Genomic DNA, 16,355 nt, shown 5'->3' with positions numbered 1-16,355 from the left:
TTGCTTGAAACGACTTAATCCCCTCCGTCCCCTTTTCGTCCCCTTTTCGTTCAGGCGGCTTCAGTGAACGCTGGGCAATGCTCCAGCGGCAGGGCCTCCAGCAGGCGTTGCCGCACGCGCTGGCAGTAGCCTTCCGAGGCCAGCGCGGGCAGCGAGCGCATCGCCGACTGCAGACGCTGCAGCACTTCGCATTCCGCGCGTGCCTGCTGCAGGTCGCGGAACAACATGGCGGCCTGGGGGTGGCGCTGCATTTCCAGGATGCCCAGCATGTAGACGCGCGCGGCCACCAGGGAGCGGCGGCGCCCGATCGGTGCGGCCGGGGGAGATGCGGGGCCAGGCGCTGGTGTCCCCGTGCTCAGGTAGCCCGCCCGTACCAACTGGATGACCATCGCCGGCGCCTCCTGGCCGAGCAGATCGACCAGGTCGGCAACGGTGCGCTGGCCGTCACACAGGATCAGCAGCCGGCGCTGGCGCATGTCCAGTGGCGCATGATGGGCCTGAAGCGCGGTTCGGGCGAGATCGGTCTTGCGCGGTTGCATGGAAGCGGCAGCCAGGTCGGTGCATGCCGAGCCTGAACGAAGGCGATGAAACGGCGATGACAATGCAGCGCCTGCACGCGCGCTGCGCTAGCGTCCAGCCATCCTCAAGCCACGGAACCGCACCGATGAAGCACCTCCCGATTGCTGGCCTGTTGCTGCTGTCCCTTGCCGCCTGCAGTGGCGGCGATGACAAACGAGGCGCGGCCGGCAGCGGCAGCGATACCGCGGCGGAAACGGCCTCGGCGACCGGGCCGGCACGCTCCACCGACCCCGATCTGGCGGCCCGCCCTGCCAATGATCCCCGCAGTGACAGCCCCGCGCGCCTGGACGGCTTCGCCGGCGCGCAGCTGGGCGCCGGCATTGCCGCGGTACGCAGCGGCTTCGGCACGCCGCTGCTGGGGCTCGGCACCGACGCCAGCGGCAAGCCGCTGCCCACCGATGACAGCAATGATGGCTGCTATTTCCTGCGGCCGCAGGATGCCCAGGATCCCTACCTGATGATCGAAGGCCGCAAGCTGGTGCGCTACGACGTGCGCAGCGCCGCCATCACCGCGCCGGGCGGCGGCAGGGTCGGCATGACCCTGGGGGAATTGCAGGTGCTGTATCCCGAGCGCGCCGACGTCGGTCCGGACAAGTACGACGAAAAGGCCCAGCACCTGCGCGTGAGGCCGGCGCGGGAAGGCGGCGCGGTACTCGACTTCGCGCTCGGGGCGGACGGCCGGGTCGCTGCATGGCGCGTCGGCCATACTCCCCAGGTCGACTACGCGGAGGGCTGCGGTTGATCCCTGATCCTTGACCCAGGGCCCCGCCTTGCGCGCGGGACCCGGGTAGAATCGCCCACGACCGCTGGGGAGTGCTCGATGATCGCCATTGCCATCGCCTGGTTCCTGCTCGGCCTGCTGCTGCTGGCACTGGGCGGGGACTCCATCGTCAAGGCCGTGTCCGGCCTCGCCCAGCGGTTCGGGGCCCGCCCGTTCACCGCCGGGCTGCTGCTGCTCGGAATGGCCACCTCGCTGCCGGAACTGGCAGTCAACGCGCGTGCGTTGGCAGTCGGCCAACCTGAGCTGGCCCTGGGCAATGCCGTGGGCAGCAGTGTGGTCAACCTGGGCCTGACCCTGGCCGTGGCGGCGATCGCTGCGCCACTGCTGCTGCGCGCGCGCCTGCAGGCGGCGCTGTGGTGGTCATTGCTGGCGGCCGGTGTGCTGCTGATCCTGTTCGGCCTCGATGGCCGTCTCGTGCGCTGGGAGGGCGGCGTGCTGCTGGCCGGCTTCATCATCGTACAGGTGGTGCTTCTGCGCCGTGGCCGCGGCGAGGCCGCCGAGGTGCAGGCCACCATTGCCGAGTCCGCACTGAGCCGCACCAGCCTGCCGCTGAACATACTGCGGGTGCTGATCGCCGCGCTGGCCCTGTACTGGGGCGCGCGCCTGGTGGTCGATGCCGCAGCGGACTTCGGTACCGCGCTGGGCTGGACGCCGTTGCTGGTTGGCCTGCTGCCGGTGGCAGTCGGCACCGCGCTGCCGGAGGTCGCTGCCGCCATCGCGGCCGCGCGTCGCGGTCATGGCGACATGGTGCTTGGCCACGTGCTGGGTTCCAGCGTGGTCAACCTGCTGCTGGTGGTCGGCGCAATGGCGCTGCTGCAGCCGCTGGCGTTGCCGGCCTCGTTCGTGCGCCTGGAGCTGCCCGCGTTGCTGGCATTCGCGCTGGTGCTGTATCCGATGCTGCGTGGCGATCTCAGGATCAGCCGGGGCGAAGGCGTGATCCTGCTGGTCGCGTTCGGCGGCTGGTTCGTGCTGGAGCTGCTGCTGGTCGGCGCACCGATCCTGTAGAGCCGAGCCCATGCTCGGCGGCTGTTCGTGCCACGGCGAGCGCGGGCCTGGCTCTACCGCAGATCCACGCCACGCGTGGATCACCCATGCCGTGTCGACCCACGGTCGGCACCCACCGGCACAGGGTTACCGATTCTGCGCGGGCTCTTCCTCCCGCACCGGTTCCGGCGGCGGCAGCTGTTCTTCGGCAGCGCGTTCGTTTCCAGGCAGGCTGGGGCGGGTTTCCATCAGCAGTGACAGCGCGGCCTTGGCCATCATGTGTGCGCTGATCGGCGCGGTAATGAACAGGAATACGGTGATCAGCAGCTCGCGCGGCTGCGGGTCCTGGCCGAGGAAGATGTGGTAGCACACCGAGCACACCAGCACGCAGCCCACGCCCAGGGTGCTGGCCTTGGTTGGTGCATGCAGGCGCTTGAAGAACGTGGACAGCTTCACCAGGCCCAGTGCACCGACCAGGATGAAGAAGGATCCGAACAGCAGCAGGATCGACAGGCCGATCTGGATCGCGGTGATCATTCGACGATATCCCGGCGCAGCACGAACTTGCTCAGCACCACGGTGCTGCCGAAACCGAGCATGGCGATGACCAGTGCGGCCTCGAAGTAGATCGCGGAGTTGAGGTACATGCCGAACAGCATCAGCTCGGCGATCGCGGTCACCGACAGGGTATCCAGGGCAAGGATGCGGTCGGGCACGGTCGGGCCGCGCAGCAGGCGCCAGGTGGCCAGCAGCATGGCCAGGCCGACCACGTGCATGCACACCACCAGCGTGGTCTGGATGATCTGGAATCCAGTCATGGGAAGATCTCCATCAACGGGGCTTCGTAACGTCGCTTGATCGTATCGATCAGGTCCTGCGGATCTTCCAGGTGGAGCACATGCACCAGCAGGTATCTGCGGTCGTCGCTGAGCGCGGCCGAGACCGTGCCCGGCGTCAGCGTGATCATGCTGGTCAGCGCGGCGATGCCGTGGATGTTGGCAATGTCCAGCGGCAACCAGATGAAGCCCGGGTGGATGTTCTTCTCCGGGCCCAGCACCTGCAGGGCGACGCGGATGTTGGACATCAGGATGTCCCACAGGGTCACGCACACCAGCCTGGGCAGCGGACGCAGCGTGCCGATGCGGGCGAACTCGCGGTCCAGGCGCGCGGCAAACAGCGGCACCACCACGCCCAGCGCCAGACCCAGCACGAACTGGCCGAGGGTGAAGCTGTCGGACATCAGCAGCCAGAACGCCACCACCATGATGCTGAGCGCGGGCGAGGGAATGAGGCGACGGAACAGGGAATGCTGGGCGGTCATGGCTGGCGGATCTCCGGCGTGGTCGCGCGCAGCTGCTGCACGTATTCGCTGGGATGCAGCAGCTGTGCGGCGGTGGCGTCGGTGTAGCGCATCAGCGGTGCCGCGGCCAGGGTCATGCCGATGCCATAGGCGAGCAGGAGGCAGGCCGCATACAGCTCGACCCGGCGCAGGCGAGCCTTGCGCGGCTTCGGTGCATCCGGATCAACTGGCGGCACGCGCCAGAACAGGCGGATGCCACCGCGGGTCAGGCCCATGATCACCAACAGGCTGCTGGCCAGCACTGCGGTCCATACCGGGCCGGTGTACTGCGCCGGCATGCCGGCCAGCAGGGCGGCCTTGGCCAGGAAACCGGACAGCGGCGGCAGGCCGGCCACCGACACCGCGCCGACCAGGAACAGCACCGCCGGCGTTTGCCTGCCCGGCATCGGTGCGACCACTTCCTTGCGGTCGCTGGCGCCGCCACGGCGGCGGCGGACCAGGTCGGCGATGAGGAACAGCGCGGCAGCAACGAAGCTGCTGTGCGGCAGGTAGTACAGGCCGGCCGACAGCACCTGCGGCGTGCCCACCGAGAAGGCGATGAACAGCGTGGCCGCGGAGACGATCACCAGGTACGAGATCAGCACGCGCAGGCGGGTCGCGGCCAGCGCGCCGAGGCCACCGAGCACCAGCGTCGCCACGCCGGCCCACAGCAGCCAGTCGCGGCCATAGCCAGCCATCGCACCGGCGTCGTCGCCGAACCACAGCATCTGGATGCGCAGCACCGAGTACAGGCCGACCTTGGTCATGATCGCGAACAGCGCGGCCACCGCCGCCGGTGCGCGTGAGTAGGCTTCCGGCAGCCACAGGTACAGCGGCATCAGTGCGGCCTTGGCGCAGAACACCAGCAGCAACAGGCCCATCGTCGCCTTCACCAGGGCCAGCTGCGCCGGTGGCACGTCGGCGATGCGCTGCGACAGCTCGGCCATGTTCAGCGAGCCCAGCGAGGCATACAGCAGGCCCAGTGCGATCAGGAACAGGGTCGAGGCGGTGACGTTGAACACCACGTAGTGCAGGCCGATGCGCATGCGCAGGCTGCGGCCGCCACTGAGCAGCAGGCCGTAGGAGGCGATCAGCATCACCTCGAAGAACACGAACAGGTTGAAGATGTCGCCGGTCAGGAATGCACCATTGAGGCCCACCAGCTGGAACTGGAACAGCGCATGGAAGTGTGGTGCGCGGCGGTCCCAGCCCGAGCACGCATGCATCAGGCAGGGAATGGCCAGCAGCAGGGTGGTCAAGAGCATCCACGCCGACAGCCGGTCGGCCACCAGCGCGATGCCCAGCCGCGACGGCCAGTCGCCGAGCAGGTAGACGTTGATGTCGCCACCGGCGGTGGAGGCGAACAACAGTCCCACCGCCAGCGCCAGCGCCGACAGCGAGGTCCAGGCCACCGCGCGCTGCACCCTGGGGCCATAGCGGCGATGCTCGACGAACAGCGACAGTGCGGCGCCGACCAGTGGAATCAGGATCGGCAGGATCACCAGATGATTCATGCGCGGTCCCCGCCCTGGCGCGGCGGCACGCTCTCATCCTGCAGGTCGTCGTCCGGCTCGTGGGCGTCCACGTGGTCGCTGTGGTTGTCGCTGCGGCTGCGCATGGCCAGCACGATGCTGACCGCAGTCATCGCGAAGGCGATCACGATTGCGGTCAGCACCAGCGCCTGCGGCAGCGGGTCGGTGTAGTTGCCAAGGTGGCTGTCCACGCCTTCCTGCAGCACCGGCGCCTTGCCCAGCACCACCCGGCCGCCGGCGAAGATCAACAGGTTGGTGGCATAGGACAGGAAGGTCATGCCAAGGATCACATCGAAGCTGCGCGCGCGCAGCAGCAGGTAGATGCCGATGGCGGTCAGCACGCCGATCGCGGTGGCCAGGGCCAGTTCCATCAGTGCATCTCCCCGGTGCGTGCCGAACGGCGTTGCAGGTCGATCTCTCCCTTGCGGGCGGTGCGGGTGCGCGATGGCTTCACCGTGCCCATCATCGACAGCATCAGCATGGCGCCGCCGAACACCACCAGGTACACGCCGATGTCAAAGCCGATCGCGCTGGCCAGCGGCACGTCGCCGATCAGCGGCAGGTGCAGGTCGAGGTGGCCGCTGGTCAGGAACGGCACGCCGAACAGCATCGAGGCGCTGCCGCTGAGCAGTGCGATGAGCAGGCCCATGCCGATGCAGCGGATGTAGTCGAAGCCGAAGCGCGATTCGACCGAGGCAGTGCCCTGGATCACGTACTGGATCAGCAGTGGTACAGCCAGCACCAGGCCGGCGATGAAGCCGCCGCCGGGCGCATTGTGACCGCGCAGGAACAGGAAGATCGACACAGTAAGGGTCAGCGGGAACATGATCTGCGCCAGGTCGGCCGGTACCGGCAGCTTGATTGGCGGCCCCGGCATGATCTGTTCCGGGGCCATCCGCGTGCGCCGCAGCAGGGCGTGCACCACCAGCGCGGCGATGCCGAACACGGTGATCTCGCCGAAGGTATCGAAGCCGCGGAAGTCGACCAGGATCACATTGACCACGTTCTGGCCGTACGCCTCGGGCAACGCGCGGCCCAGCAGTTCGCCCGCCATGGTATTCGGCGGCAGGGTCATCGCGGTGTAGGCCAATGCACCGAGGCCGGCACCGGCGATGATCGCAACCACCGCATCGCGTCGCTTGCGCCAGCGCGGCCGCTCCGGCCCGGACTGGGCGGGCAGGTAGTTCATGCCCAGCAGCATCAGCACCAGAGTCACCATTTCCACCAGCAGCTGGGTCAGGGCCAGGTCGGGCGCGGACAGGAACACGAAGGTCAGCGCTACCATCAGGCCGACCCCGCCGACCAGCAGCACCGCCAGCAACCGCTGCTTGTAGATGCGCAGGGTAGCCACCGCACAGGCCATCATCACCAGCCACAGCGCCCAGCCCAGCAACGGAATCGGCTGTGGTTTCGTCCAGTTCGGCGACGCCGGATTGGCCACGAACGGCGCGGCGGCGACCACGATCGCCACCAGCACCAGGCCCAGCAGCATGCGCTGCAGGCTGCCGTTGGCGATGCCGTTGGTCAGGCGCATCGCCAGCGCGGACACCGCATCCAGCTGCGCGTGGAACACGTTGCGGCCGGTGCTGACATTGGTCACGGCGTGCAGGTTGATCAGCTTGCGCAGGCCGAGGTACAGGGCCACGCCGCCGACCACGCCAGCCGCGCTCATCGCCAGCGGCAGGTTGAAGCCGTGCCATACGGCCAGGCTGTATTCGGGCATGGCCGTGCCGAGGATCGAGGCGGCGGCAGCATGCAGCACCGGTGCCACCGTCAGTGCCGGCGCCACGCCCACCGCCACGCAGATCACCACCAGCAGTTCCACCGGCACCTTCATCCAGCGCGGCGGCTCGTGCGGTACGCGATCCAGGCCTTGCGGGCCAGGGCCGAAGAAGGTGTCGTGGACGAAGCGCAGGCTGTACGCCACGCCGAATACGCCAGCCAGCAGCGCAGCAATCGACACCGCCGTGCGCATGATTCCCGGGCCCCCGGCCGTGATCGCTTCAGCGAACAGCATTTCCTTGGACAGGAAGCCGTTGAGCAGCGGAATGCCGGCCATCGCCAGCGAGGCGATGATCGCCAGAGCGCTGGTGAACGGCATCAGCTTTCTCAGGCCGCCCAGCCTGCGCATGTCACGGGTGCCGGTCTCGTGGTCGATGATGCCGGCGGCCATGAACAGCGAGGCCTTGAAGGTGGCGTGGTTGAGGATGTGGAACACGCCGGCCACCACCGCCATCGGCGTGGACAGGCCGAACAGCAGCGTGATCAGGCCCAGATGCGAGATCGTCGAGTACGCCAGCAGGCCTTTCAGGTCGTGCTGGAAGATCGCATTCCAGGCACCGATCAGCAGGGTCAGCGCGCCGATGCCGCTGACTGTGTAGAAGAACAGGTCGCTGCCGGCCAGCGCCGGATGCAGGCGCGCCAGCAGGAACACGCCGGCCTTCACCATGGTGGCCGAATGCAGGTAGGCCGAGACCGGTGTCGGTGCCGCCATCGCGTGCGGCAGCCAGAAGTGGAACGGGAACTGCGCGCTCTTGGTGAAGATGCCGGCCAGCACCAGCAACAGCGCGTACGGGTACAGGGCGCTGGCGCGGATCTGCGCGCCGGCAGCCAGCACCACGTCCAGGTCGAAACTTCCGACGATGCGGCCGATCAGCAGCACGCCACCGAGCAGGGCCAGGCCGCCGCCGCCGGTGATCACCAGCGCCATGCGTGCGCCCTCGCGGGCATCCTGGCGATGCGACCAGAAGCCGATCAGCAGGAAGGAGCTGATGCTGGTCATTTCCCAGAAGATCATCAGCAACAGCAGGTTGCCCGACAACACCATGCCGAGCATGGCGCCCATGAACAGCAGCAGGTAGCAGTAGAAGCGGTGCGCGTTGTCCTGCTGGCTCAGGTAGTAGCGCGCATACAGCACCACCAGCGCGCCGATGCCCAGCACCAGCCCGGCGAACATCCAGGCCAGCCCGTCCAGGCGCAGAGCGAAGTCCAGGCCGATCTGCGGCAGCCACGGCACCAGCGTGCGCACCACCTGGCCCTCGAGCACCGCCGGGGTCAGCCAGCCGAGGCAAGCCAACCCGCCCAACGGCGCCAGCGCCGCCAGCCAGGCAGCCGTCGAGCGCGAGCTACGGGGGAAGGCCGCAACGGCCGCTGCCATCAGGAACGGCAGGGCCAGCAGCAGGGGCAGGCTGGGGAGCACGCAGGGAATCCATGATTCACGAGCAGGTCAGGGAGGATAACAGGCGGCCAAATGTCGCCGAAACCCATCGAACAGCGATCAACTGCAGGTAACGTCTACTGATTCATTTTTTCTGCGTTGCGGCACCCCTGTCCGCGGCGGCAATCTGGCCTGGCGCCGCGACCGCTCTGAACCCGCGAAGGCAGACCGGAGGCCCTGTCGCACAGGGACTGTCGCCAGTCGCTTGGCGCGGGGGAGTGAATCACCGGCGCAGGCTGGCAGGGCCGTCGTGGACTGTGGGTGACGGAATTCGCTCGTTCAGGAAATGACCGCCGGCGGCGGCCGAGGGCAGGTCAGTAGCGCCAATCGAGCTGGCGGTAGAGCTTGGCCATCACCCAGGCCGGGCCGATCAGCAGGTAGGTCAGGTCGGTCAGGAAGCTGGGCTTTCGGCCCTCGAACTTGTGGCCGATGAACTGCGCGATCCAGGCGACCACGAACACCCCCGCTGCCAGCCAGCGCAGGGCGTGCAGGCCGATCTCGGCCTCCAGCAGGCGGCACAGGCAGCCGAACACGAAGAACTGGATGAGCATGCCGATGCCGAGCGGGCGCGACAGCTTGTTGTAGAAGCACCAGGCACTGAACATCGCCAATGCCGACCAGATGCCGTACTGGAACCAGGTGATCAGCGGTGGAATGCACCACAGCAGGGCCACCACCGACCACAGGATCGCCGGCACCGCCACCACGTGGATGCGCTGGTTGATGGCATTGCGGTGGTCGTCGGAGTAGCTGGCGAAATAGCGGTCGATCGGCCGCGCAAGCTGGGTGGTGGTCTGCATGCTGCGTCGCTTCCTCGGACAACGGTAGTGCCGGCCGCTGGCCGGCCATCCAGAGCATAGCCGAGTTCGCGAGGTTGCCGGCCAGCGGCCGGCACTACCGAACGCGCCCCGGCCTTTCCGGCCGGGGCGCGGGCACATCAGTCGACGCTGATCCCCGCCAGGCGCTGCAGCGCCTCGGCGTACTTGGCGCGGGTGCGCTCGATGATGTCTGCCGGAATGTTCGGGCCCGGAGCGGTCTTGCCCCAGTCCAGCGTTTCCAGGTAATCGCGCACGAACTGCTTGTCGTAGCTCGGCGGGCTGGTGCCCACTTCGTATTCGTCGGCCGGCCAGTAGCGCGAGGAGTCGGGCGTCAGCATCTCGTCCATGATGTACAGGCGGCCATCGGCGTCGGTTCCAAACTCGAACTTGGTATCGGCCAGGATGATGCCGCGTTCGCGGGCGTAATCGGCGGCAAACTTGTAGATGCGCAGGGTGGCGTCACGCACGCGCTCGGCCAGTTCGGCACCGACCTGCTTCACCATCGCGTCGAAGTCGATGTTCTCGTCGTGATCGCCGACGGCGGCCTTGGTCGAGGGGGTGAAGATCGGCTCGGGCAGCTGCTCGGCCTGGCGCAGGCCATCGGGCAGGTCGATGCCGCTGACCTTGCCGGTGCGCTGGTAGTCCTTCCAGCCGCTGCCGATCAGGTAGCCGCGGGCGATCGCCTCCACCGGCACCGGCTTCAGCTTGCGGGTGACCACCGCGCGCCTGGCGTACAGGGCCGAGTCCACGCCTTCGGGCAGTACGCTGGCCACGTCGATGCCGGTCAGGTGGTTGGGCATCAGGTGCGCGGTCTTGGCGAACCAGAAGTTGGAGACCTGGCAGAGCATCTCGCCCTTGCCGGGGATCGGATCGGGCAGGACCACGTCGAACGCCGACAGGCGGTCGGTGGCGACCATCAGCAGGTACTCGCCCGGAGGGGTTCCGGCCGGCAGCCGCTCGCGCGGGATATCGAACACATCACGCACCTTGCCGCGGTGGCGCAAGGGCAGGCCGGGGAGATCGGATTGCAACAGCGTGGTTGGCACGGGCACTCCTGGGGCTTCGTCGAGACGGCTGCCCAGGGGACCCGGCGGGCCCGCAACTGGTCAGCGGGCGGCCTAGTGTAAAGCGGTCCGGGCCGGCTGTGACGTAAAATGAGCATCCATTTCGTCCGCCGACCCCGGAGCGCCATGCGCTGGTACGGAAAACTGCTCGGATTCATCGCCGGCGCCCTGCTGTTCCGGCCCAATCCGCTGTTCGGCGCGGTGGTCGGCCTGCTGCTCGGCCATGCCTTCGACGCGGACTGGTTCCGCCTGAACAAGGAGAATCCGTACCGGGAGCTGGGGCTGACCTCCGAGGCTACCGATGCGGAAATCGAGCGCGCCTACCGCAGGCTGATCTCCCAGTACCACCCCGACCGGCTTGGCGGCGCCGCCCCCGAGCTGCAGCAGCAGGCCGAGCAGAAGTCGCGGCGGATCAATGCCGCCTACGACCGCATCAAGACCCTGCGCAAGCGCTGACCCCCCTTTCCCCTCGTTGCAAGGCCCGGCCATGTCCCACTGCCTCATCGCCCCTTCCATCCTGTCCGCCAACTTCGCCCGCCTCGGCGAGGAAGTCGACAACGTCCTCGCCGCCGGCGCCGACTGGGTCCATTTCGACGTGATGGACAACCACTACGTGCCGAACCTGACCATCGGCCCGATGGTCTGCCAGGCCCTGCGCAAGCACGGCGTGACCGCGCCGATCGACGTGCACCTGATGGTCGAGCCGGTGGACCGCATCATTCCGGACTTCGCCGAGGCCGGTGCCACCTACATCAGCTTCCACCCGGAAGCGAGCCGCCACGTGCACCGCACCATCCAGCTGATCCGCTCGCTGGGCTGCAAGCCGGGCATCGTGCTCAATCCGGCCACGCCGGTGGACATCCTCGACTGGGTGCTGGATGACCTGGACCTGGTGCTGCTGATGTCGGTCAACCCGGGCTTCGGCGGCCAGGCCTTCATCCCCTCGGCGCTGGACAAGCTGAAGGTGGTGCGCAAGATGATCGACGCCAGCGGCAAGGACATCCGCCTGGAGATCGACGGCGGCGTGAAGGCCGACAACATCGGCGAAATCGCGGCCGCCGGCGCCGATACCTTCGTGGCCGGCTCGGCCATCTTCAATGCCACGACCCGCTACCAGGACGTGATCGCGCAGATGCGCGCGAACGTCGCTGCGGCACGAGGCTGAGCCATGAGTACGATGGCCGTGTTGAACATCCGCCCGGCCACCGTGGACGATGCAGGCCTGATCCTGCATTTCATCCGCGAGCTGGCCGTCTACGAGAAGGCCGAGCATTCGGTGCAGACCGACGAGATCGGCATCGCCGAAAGCCTGTTCGGGCCCGATGCCACTGCACGTGCACTGATCTGCGAAGCCGGTGGCGAGGCCATCGGTTACGCCGTGTATTTCTACAACTACTCGACCTGGCTGGGCCGCAAGGGCATCTACCTGGAAGACCTGTATGTCAGCCAGGAAAGGCGCGGCATGGGGGCCGGCAAGGCGTTGCTGAAATACATCGCCCGGCAGGCCGTGGCCGAAGGCTGCGGCCGCTTCGAGTGGTCGGTGCTGGACTGGAATACACCGGCCATCGAGTTCTACACCGCTGCCGGTGCGAAGCCGCAGGACGAGTGGACGGTGTACCGGCTGCAGGGCCAGGCGCTGCACGATTTCGCCAACGGGTGAGATGACGTGCATCCACGCACGGCGTGGATCTACGGCCGGGCAAAAAAAAGCCACGCCCATCACGGGCGTGGCTTCGCTGCATGCGTGGGAGGCTGATCCTGCCTCCATCCGTCGTCCCTGCTATGGACTCCCATTCTCACGGGTCTGAATGACAGGCATGTGACATTCACCATGGGCGAACGGTGTGTTGCTAGCCTGTTGGGCCTCCCATCGGAAGCCGCCCATGACCGCACCGCGCTGGCGCCTGATCCTCAACGGCAAATCCGCTGGCAACGATGAACTGCGCGACGCTGTCGGCCACTGGCGCGGGCAGGGCATGCAGCTGGACGTGCGGGTGACCTGGGAAGACGGCGACGCCGAACGCTACGTGGCCGAGGCGATCGATCATGGCGTGGACGTGATTGTCGCGGCGGGCGGCGACGGCACGCTCAGCGCGGTGGCTGAAACACTGGCCCACCGCGAGGAACCGGCAGAGGCGCTGCCGTCGCTGGCGCTGGTCCCCTTGGGCACGGCCAACGACTTTGCCACCTCGGCCGGCATCCCGGCCGAACCGAAGGAGGCCTTCGCACTGATCGGGCAGGCGCCGCCGCGCGCCATCGATCTGCTGCGCGTGGACGCCGATGGCACGCCGTGGTGGTGCGCCAATCTGGCCAGCGGTGGCTTCGGTACGCAGGTGACGGTGGAGACCGATGCCGGCTTGAAGAAGATGCTGGGCGGGCTGGCCTACGTAATCACCGGTATCGCCAAGCTTGGTCGCATTGAAGCGATCACCGCGCGGCTGTCCGGTCCGGATTTCACATGGGAAGGCGGCTTCATTGCGCTGGGTGTCGGAAACGGCCGCCAAGCCGGCGGTGGCCAGCAGTTGTGCCCGCAGGCGCTGATCGATGATGGGCGGCTGGACGTGACCGTGCTTCCCGAGCTGGAGGGGGAAGTCACTGCGACCCTCGGCCAGATGCTGAAGGCCGGTACCCAGGCCGCCCTGGAGCAGCTGGCCACGCGCGCGCGACTGCCGTGGCTGCAGATCGAATCGGAGCATCCGTTGATCCTCAACCTGGATGGCGAGCCGGTGCAGGCGCGCCGCTTCCGCATCGAATGCGTGCCGGGCAGGGTACGGATGCATCTTCCGGCTGGCTGCCCGTTGCTGGCTGGGAAGGGGAGGTAGAGTCGACTGTTAGTCGACTGCTTTTCGTTCCGACGGCGTAAAACCCCGCGCTACGCGCGCAAGTCGACTAACAGTCGACTCTACCGGTCCGCGTCGTCGGTTCCCGTGGCTGGCCCCGGCCGTGCCGTGGTTCAGTTTTCCAGGGTTCCCCTCCCGCCTCAGCTGCGATACAGTCAAGGGGTGTCCAGCCTGACGACCCCGCATACCCTTTCTTCCGCACGCCGTTGGTGGCGATGGTGGCCCGTTGCCGTCGTCCGCCCCCATCACGCTGTGTCCCGGAAGGAAAGTCGTCTTGAACTCGCACGCCCAGTTTCAGCAGCAGGCCGCTGAAGGCCACACCCATATTCCCGTCGTCCGTGAAGTGCTGTCCGACCTGGACACGCCGCTCTCGGTCTATCTGAAGCTCGCCGACGGCCCCAACACCTACCTGTTTGAATCCGTCGAAGGCGGCGAGCGCTTTGGTCGCTACTCGATCATCGGCCTGCCGGCGCGCCGCGTGTACGCCTTCCACGGCCACACGCTGACCGTGCGCGAAGACGGCCAGGTGGTGGAAACCCGCGAGGTGGCCGACCCGTTCGCCGAAGTCGAGGCGCTGCGCAGCGCCCACTCGGTGCCCAAGCTGGACGGCCTGCCCGGCTTCACCGGTGGCCTGGTCGGCTGGTTCGGTTTCGAGTGCATCGGTTACATCGAACCGCGCCTGGCGCCGCCGGCCGGCCGCGATGAGCTGGGCACGCCGGACATCCTGCTGCTGCACTCCGATGAGCTGGCGGTATTCGACAACCTCAAGGGCCGCCTGTACCTGATCGTGCACGCCGACCCGCGTACCGGGGGCGCTTTCGAACAGGCGCAGGCGCGCCTGGATGCACTGACCGCCAAGCTGCGCGCGCCCGGTGCCGGCTATCCCGCGCCACTCAACAGCGACGTACTGGACGAATCCGATTTCGTTTCCGGTTTCACCCGCGAAGGCTTCGTCGATGCGGTCCAGCGCAGCAAGGAATACATCCGCGCCGGTGACATTTTCCAGGTGGTGCTCAGCCAGCGCCTGAGCGTGCCGTTCAAGGCGCGCCCGGTGGACGTATACCGCGCGCTGCGTGCACTGAATCCATCGCCGTACATGTACTTCCTGGATGTCGGCGACCTGCAGGTGGTCGGTTCCTCGCCGGAAATCCTCGTGCGCCTTCAGGACGGTGAAGTCACTGTGCGACCGATCGCTGGTACCCGCCCCCGCGGCGCCACCGTCGAGCAGGACCTGGCGCTGGAAGCCGAACTGCTGGCTGATCCGAAGGAACGCGCCGAGCACCTGATGCTGATCGACCTCGGCCGCAACGACGCCGGCCGCGTGTCCAGGGCCGGCACCGTGGAAGTGGGCGAGCAGTTCGTGATCGAACGCTACAGCCACGTGATGCACATCGTCAGCGAAGTGACCGGGCAGCTGCAGCCGGGACTCAGCTATGCCGACGTGCTGCGTGCGACCTTCCCGGCCGGCACCGTCAGTGGCGCACCGAAGATCCGCGCGCTGGAAGTGATCCGCGAACTGGAACCGATCAAGCGCAACGTCTACGCCGGCAGCATCGGCTACATCGGCTGGCACGGCGATGCCGATACCGCGATCGCGATCCGCACCGCGGTGATCAAGGATGGCCGCCTGTACGTGCAGGCCGGCGCCGGCATCGTCTACGACTCGGACCCGGGCAAGGAATGGGACGAGACGATGAACAAGGGCCGCGCGCTGTTCCGCGCCGTTGCCCAGGCCGCCAAGGGCCTGTGAAGTTTCCCGTGCCGTGGCCCGCGCCGCGGCACCTTCCGCTGTTCCCATCCAAGACAAGGAGTACCGCATGAAGCTGCTGAGCGCATTGCTGTGGTCGTCGCTGCTGGCCACGATGGCCCCGTCCGCGTGGGCGCAGGCCAACACCCTCCCCTCGCAGCCGCACCTGCTGGTGAAGGGGCAGGGCACCCGCACGGTGATGCCCGATCGGTTCGGCCTGCAGTTGAACATCGAAGAGACCGACATGGATGCCGACGCCGCGCGCCGCCGCGTACAGGACAACGTCGCCCGCGTGCTGGCGCTGTTCAAGCAGCACAAAGCGGTCGACGGTAGCGTGCGCGCGGACAACCTGCGGATCGGCCCGGCGACGCGCTATGAGCAGAACCGGCAGGTCTTCGTTGGTACCCGTGTATCGCGCCAGCTGCGCGCCAGCTTCGCCAGCGCAAAGGCCATGCAGGACCTGCTGGGTGCACTGAAGGCCAACGAGAACGTGCAGGTCAACAGCCTGGCCCCGGCCTACTCGGGCGAAGTGGCGCTGCGCCGCGAGCTCAAGGGCGAGGCGGCGGCCCAGACCCGCCAGTCCGCGCAGGGCCTGGCCAAGGCCTATGGCACGCGGATCACCGGCCTTTACAGCATTTCCGATGTGGCACCGAGCTTCGCCTATGGGGTGCAGGCCGGGCGATGGCCCGGCGGCGACGATGAGGTCGTACCGCCCAGTCCCCCTGCTCCGCAGGCGCCTGCCACGCTCGATGGCACGGGTTCGCGGCTGGCAGGCGAATCCATCGAAGCCGCCCCCATCACCTACACCGAAAACGTGTACGCCATTTTCCTGATAAGCGACGGAACCTGACCATGTTGTGGATGATCGACAACTACGACAGCTTCACCTACAACCTCGTGCAGTACCTGCAGACGCTGGGCGCCGAGGTGAAGGTGGTGCGCAACGACGCGATGAGCGTGGACGAGATCGCTGCGCAGAAGCCTGAACGCATTGTCATCTCGCCTGGCCCGTGCACGCCCAACGAAGCGGGCGTGTCGCTGGCGCTGATCGAGCGCCTGGGCCCGACCACGCCGATCCTCGGCGTGTGCCTGGGCCACCAGAGCATCGGCCAGGTCTACGGCGGCACGGTCATCCGCGCCGGCAACATCATGCATGGCAAGACGTCGCCGATCCGCCATGAAGGCAAGGGCGTGTTCGCCGGCCTGCCCGACCGCTACCAGGCCACGCGCTACCACTCGCTGGTGGTGGACAAGAGCAGCCTGCCGGACTGCCTGGAAGTGACCGCCTGGACCGAGAACGACGACGGTTCGATCGAAGAGATCATGGGCCTGCGCCACCGCCGGTTCCCGGTGGAAGGCGTGCAGTTCCATCCCGAATCCATCCTCACCGAACACGGGCACGCCCTGCTGCGCAATTTCCTGCAGCGCCCCGCAGCCTGATCCAAGGAGCATTC

At 67.4% G+C, this 16,355-nt stretch carries 18 protein-coding genes; 9 read left to right on the top strand and 9 right to left on the bottom strand.

Features of this window, described 5'->3' with window-relative positions:
* Window positions 1-50: 50 nt before the first annotated feature.
* Window positions 51-539, bottom strand: a complete 489-nt coding sequence (locus A9K58_RS04520; RefSeq protein ID WP_065198211.1) for a hypothetical protein — start codon at window positions 537-539, stop codon at window positions 51-53.
* Between the two features lie 125 nt (window positions 540-664).
* On the opposite strand from A9K58_RS04520, the gene A9K58_RS04515 reads away from it, so the two are divergent.
* Both A9K58_RS04515 and A9K58_RS04510 read left to right on the top strand, forming a co-directional pair.
* A complete protein-coding gene (locus A9K58_RS04515) occupies window positions 665-1,321 on the top strand; it encodes a hypothetical protein (RefSeq protein WP_065198210.1) in 657 nt (218 codons plus the stop codon).
* Window positions 1,322-1,399: 78 nt separating this feature from the next.
* Window positions 1,400-2,365, top strand: a complete 966-nt coding sequence (locus tag A9K58_RS04510; RefSeq protein WP_065198209.1) for a sodium:calcium antiporter — start codon at window positions 1,400-1,402, stop codon at window positions 2,363-2,365.
* Between the two features lie 126 nt (window positions 2,366-2,491).
* On the opposite strand, the gene A9K58_RS04505 is transcribed toward A9K58_RS04510, so the two are convergent.
* The 8 genes from A9K58_RS04505 to A9K58_RS04470 all read right to left on the bottom strand — a co-directional run bounded on the left by A9K58_RS04505 (window position 2,492) and on the right by A9K58_RS04470 (window position 10,296).
* Window positions 2,492-2,881, bottom strand: a complete 390-nt coding sequence (locus tag A9K58_RS04505) for a Na+/H+ antiporter subunit G (RefSeq protein ID WP_065198208.1) — start codon at window positions 2,879-2,881, stop codon at window positions 2,492-2,494.
* A complete protein-coding gene (locus A9K58_RS04500) occupies window positions 2,878-3,162 on the bottom strand; it encodes a K+/H+ antiporter subunit F (RefSeq protein WP_006399171.1) in 285 nt (94 codons plus the stop codon). The genes A9K58_RS04505 and A9K58_RS04500 overlap by 4 nt, the downstream gene beginning before the upstream one ends.
* The gene (locus tag A9K58_RS04495; RefSeq protein WP_065198207.1) at window positions 3,159-3,665 is read right to left on the bottom strand and encodes a Na+/H+ antiporter subunit E; all 507 of its coding nucleotides are present in this window, start codon (window positions 3,663-3,665) and stop codon (window positions 3,159-3,161) included. The genes A9K58_RS04500 and A9K58_RS04495 overlap by 4 nt, the downstream gene beginning before the upstream one ends.
* A complete protein-coding gene (locus A9K58_RS04490) occupies window positions 3,662-5,197 on the bottom strand; it encodes a monovalent cation/H+ antiporter subunit D (protein WP_065198206.1) in 1,536 nt (511 codons plus the stop codon). Before A9K58_RS04490 ends, A9K58_RS04495 begins: the two co-directional genes overlap by 4 nt.
* A complete protein-coding gene (locus A9K58_RS04485; protein WP_065198205.1) occupies window positions 5,194-5,586 on the bottom strand; it encodes a Na+/H+ antiporter subunit C in 393 nt (130 codons plus the stop codon). Before A9K58_RS04485 ends, A9K58_RS04490 begins: the two co-directional genes overlap by 4 nt.
* Window positions 5,586-8,372, bottom strand: coding sequence for a monovalent cation/H+ antiporter subunit A (locus A9K58_RS04480; protein ID WP_231109254.1), 2,787 nt, complete (start codon window positions 8,370-8,372; stop codon window positions 5,586-5,588). The genes A9K58_RS04485 and A9K58_RS04480 overlap by 1 nt, the downstream gene beginning before the upstream one ends.
* A 374-nt stretch (window positions 8,373-8,746) precedes the next feature.
* Window positions 8,747-9,232, bottom strand: coding sequence for an Mpo1 family 2-hydroxy fatty acid dioxygenase (locus A9K58_RS04475; RefSeq protein WP_065198203.1), 486 nt, complete (start codon window positions 9,230-9,232; stop codon window positions 8,747-8,749).
* Window positions 9,233-9,369: 137 nt separating this feature from the next.
* Window positions 9,370-10,296, bottom strand: coding sequence for a phosphoribosylaminoimidazolesuccinocarboxamide synthase (locus tag A9K58_RS04470; RefSeq protein WP_065198202.1), 927 nt, complete (start codon window positions 10,294-10,296; stop codon window positions 9,370-9,372).
* 144 nt (window positions 10,297-10,440) lie between these two features.
* Between A9K58_RS04470 and A9K58_RS04465 the strand changes: the two genes are divergently transcribed.
* The 7 genes from A9K58_RS04465 to A9K58_RS04435 all read left to right on the top strand — a co-directional run bounded on the left by A9K58_RS04465 (window position 10,441) and on the right by A9K58_RS04435 (window position 16,341).
* Window positions 10,441-10,770 (top strand): J domain-containing protein, encoded by a 330-nt coding sequence (locus tag A9K58_RS04465; protein WP_065198201.1) that lies wholly within the window; start codon window positions 10,441-10,443, stop codon window positions 10,768-10,770.
* Between the two features lie 31 nt (window positions 10,771-10,801).
* A complete protein-coding gene (rpe, locus tag A9K58_RS04460; protein ID WP_065198200.1) occupies window positions 10,802-11,479 on the top strand; it encodes a ribulose-phosphate 3-epimerase in 678 nt (225 codons plus the stop codon).
* A gap of 12 nt (window positions 11,480-11,491) precedes the next feature.
* Window positions 11,492-11,974 carry a GNAT family N-acetyltransferase gene (locus A9K58_RS04455; protein WP_065198199.1) on the top strand — a complete coding sequence of 161 codons (483 nt, stop codon included), beginning with the start codon at window positions 11,492-11,494 and terminating at the stop codon, window positions 11,972-11,974.
* Window positions 11,975-12,197: 223 nt separating this feature from the next.
* Window positions 12,198-13,136: a lipid kinase YegS gene (gene yegS, locus A9K58_RS04450; protein ID WP_065198198.1), complete on the top strand. Its 939-nt coding sequence runs from the start codon at window positions 12,198-12,200 to the stop codon at window positions 13,134-13,136.
* Between the two features lie 292 nt (window positions 13,137-13,428).
* Window positions 13,429-14,904 carry an anthranilate synthase component I gene (gene trpE, locus A9K58_RS04445; protein WP_065198197.1) on the top strand — a complete coding sequence of 492 codons (1,476 nt, stop codon included), beginning with the start codon at window positions 13,429-13,431 and terminating at the stop codon, window positions 14,902-14,904.
* Window positions 14,905-14,971: 67 nt separating this feature from the next.
* Window positions 14,972-15,751: an SIMPL domain-containing protein gene (locus A9K58_RS04440; RefSeq protein ID WP_065198196.1), complete on the top strand. Its 780-nt coding sequence runs from the start codon at window positions 14,972-14,974 to the stop codon at window positions 15,749-15,751.
* A 2-nt stretch (window positions 15,752-15,753) separates the two neighbouring features.
* Window positions 15,754-16,341 (top strand): anthranilate synthase component II, encoded by a 588-nt coding sequence (locus A9K58_RS04435; RefSeq protein WP_065198195.1) that lies wholly within the window; start codon window positions 15,754-15,756, stop codon window positions 16,339-16,341.
* Window positions 16,342-16,355 lie beyond the last annotated feature (14 nt).

The organism is Stenotrophomonas maltophilia (assembly GCF_001676385.1).
GTDB lineage: Bacteria > Pseudomonadota > Gammaproteobacteria > Xanthomonadales > Xanthomonadaceae > Stenotrophomonas > Stenotrophomonas maltophilia_J.
The sequence above is the reverse complement of the archived record's forward strand: the minus strand, read 5'-3'. Positions and strand labels throughout refer to the sequence as shown.

What these genes read in the sequence shown, in the direction of transcription:
- rpe (WP_065198200.1), top strand. Translation starts at nt 10,802, where the DNA reads ATGTCCCACTGCCTCATCGCCCCTTCCATCCTGTCCGCCAACTTCGCC.
- A9K58_RS04500 (WP_006399171.1), bottom strand. Translation starts at nt 3,162, where the DNA reads ATGACTGGATTCCAGATCATCCAGACCACGCTGGTGGTGTGCATGCAC.
- A9K58_RS04435 (WP_065198195.1), top strand. Translation starts at nt 15,754, where the DNA reads ATGTTGTGGATGATCGACAACTACGACAGCTTCACCTACAACCTCGTG.
- A9K58_RS04485 (WP_065198205.1), bottom strand. Translation starts at nt 5,586, where the DNA reads ATGGAACTGGCCCTGGCCACCGCGATCGGCGTGCTGACCGCCATCGGC.
- A9K58_RS04505 (WP_065198208.1), bottom strand. Translation starts at nt 2,881, where the DNA reads ATGATCACCGCGATCCAGATCGGCCTGTCGATCCTGCTGCTGTTCGGA.
- yegS (WP_065198198.1), top strand. Translation starts at nt 12,198, where the DNA reads ATGACCGCACCGCGCTGGCGCCTGATCCTCAACGGCAAATCCGCTGGC.
- A9K58_RS04495 (WP_065198207.1), bottom strand. Translation starts at nt 3,665, where the DNA reads ATGACCGCCCAGCATTCCCTGTTCCGTCGCCTCATTCCCTCGCCCGCG.
- A9K58_RS04490 (WP_065198206.1), bottom strand. Translation starts at nt 5,197, where the DNA reads ATGAATCATCTGGTGATCCTGCCGATCCTGATTCCACTGGTCGGCGCC.
- A9K58_RS04465 (WP_065198201.1), top strand. Translation starts at nt 10,441, where the DNA reads ATGCGCTGGTACGGAAAACTGCTCGGATTCATCGCCGGCGCCCTGCTG.
- A9K58_RS04510 (WP_065198209.1), top strand. Translation starts at nt 1,400, where the DNA reads ATGATCGCCATTGCCATCGCCTGGTTCCTGCTCGGCCTGCTGCTGCTG.
- A9K58_RS04520 (WP_065198211.1), bottom strand. Translation starts at nt 539, where the DNA reads ATGCAACCGCGCAAGACCGATCTCGCCCGAACCGCGCTTCAGGCCCAT.
- A9K58_RS04515 (WP_065198210.1), top strand. Translation starts at nt 665, where the DNA reads ATGAAGCACCTCCCGATTGCTGGCCTGTTGCTGCTGTCCCTTGCCGCC.
- A9K58_RS04455 (WP_065198199.1), top strand. Translation starts at nt 11,492, where the DNA reads ATGGCCGTGTTGAACATCCGCCCGGCCACCGTGGACGATGCAGGCCTG.
- A9K58_RS04480 (WP_231109254.1), bottom strand. Translation starts at nt 8,372, where the DNA reads ATGGCAGCGGCCGTTGCGGCCTTCCCCCGTAGCTCGCGCTCGACGGCT.
- A9K58_RS04475 (WP_065198203.1), bottom strand. Translation starts at nt 9,232, where the DNA reads ATGCAGACCACCACCCAGCTTGCGCGGCCGATCGACCGCTATTTCGCC.
- A9K58_RS04440 (WP_065198196.1), top strand. Translation starts at nt 14,972, where the DNA reads ATGAAGCTGCTGAGCGCATTGCTGTGGTCGTCGCTGCTGGCCACGATG.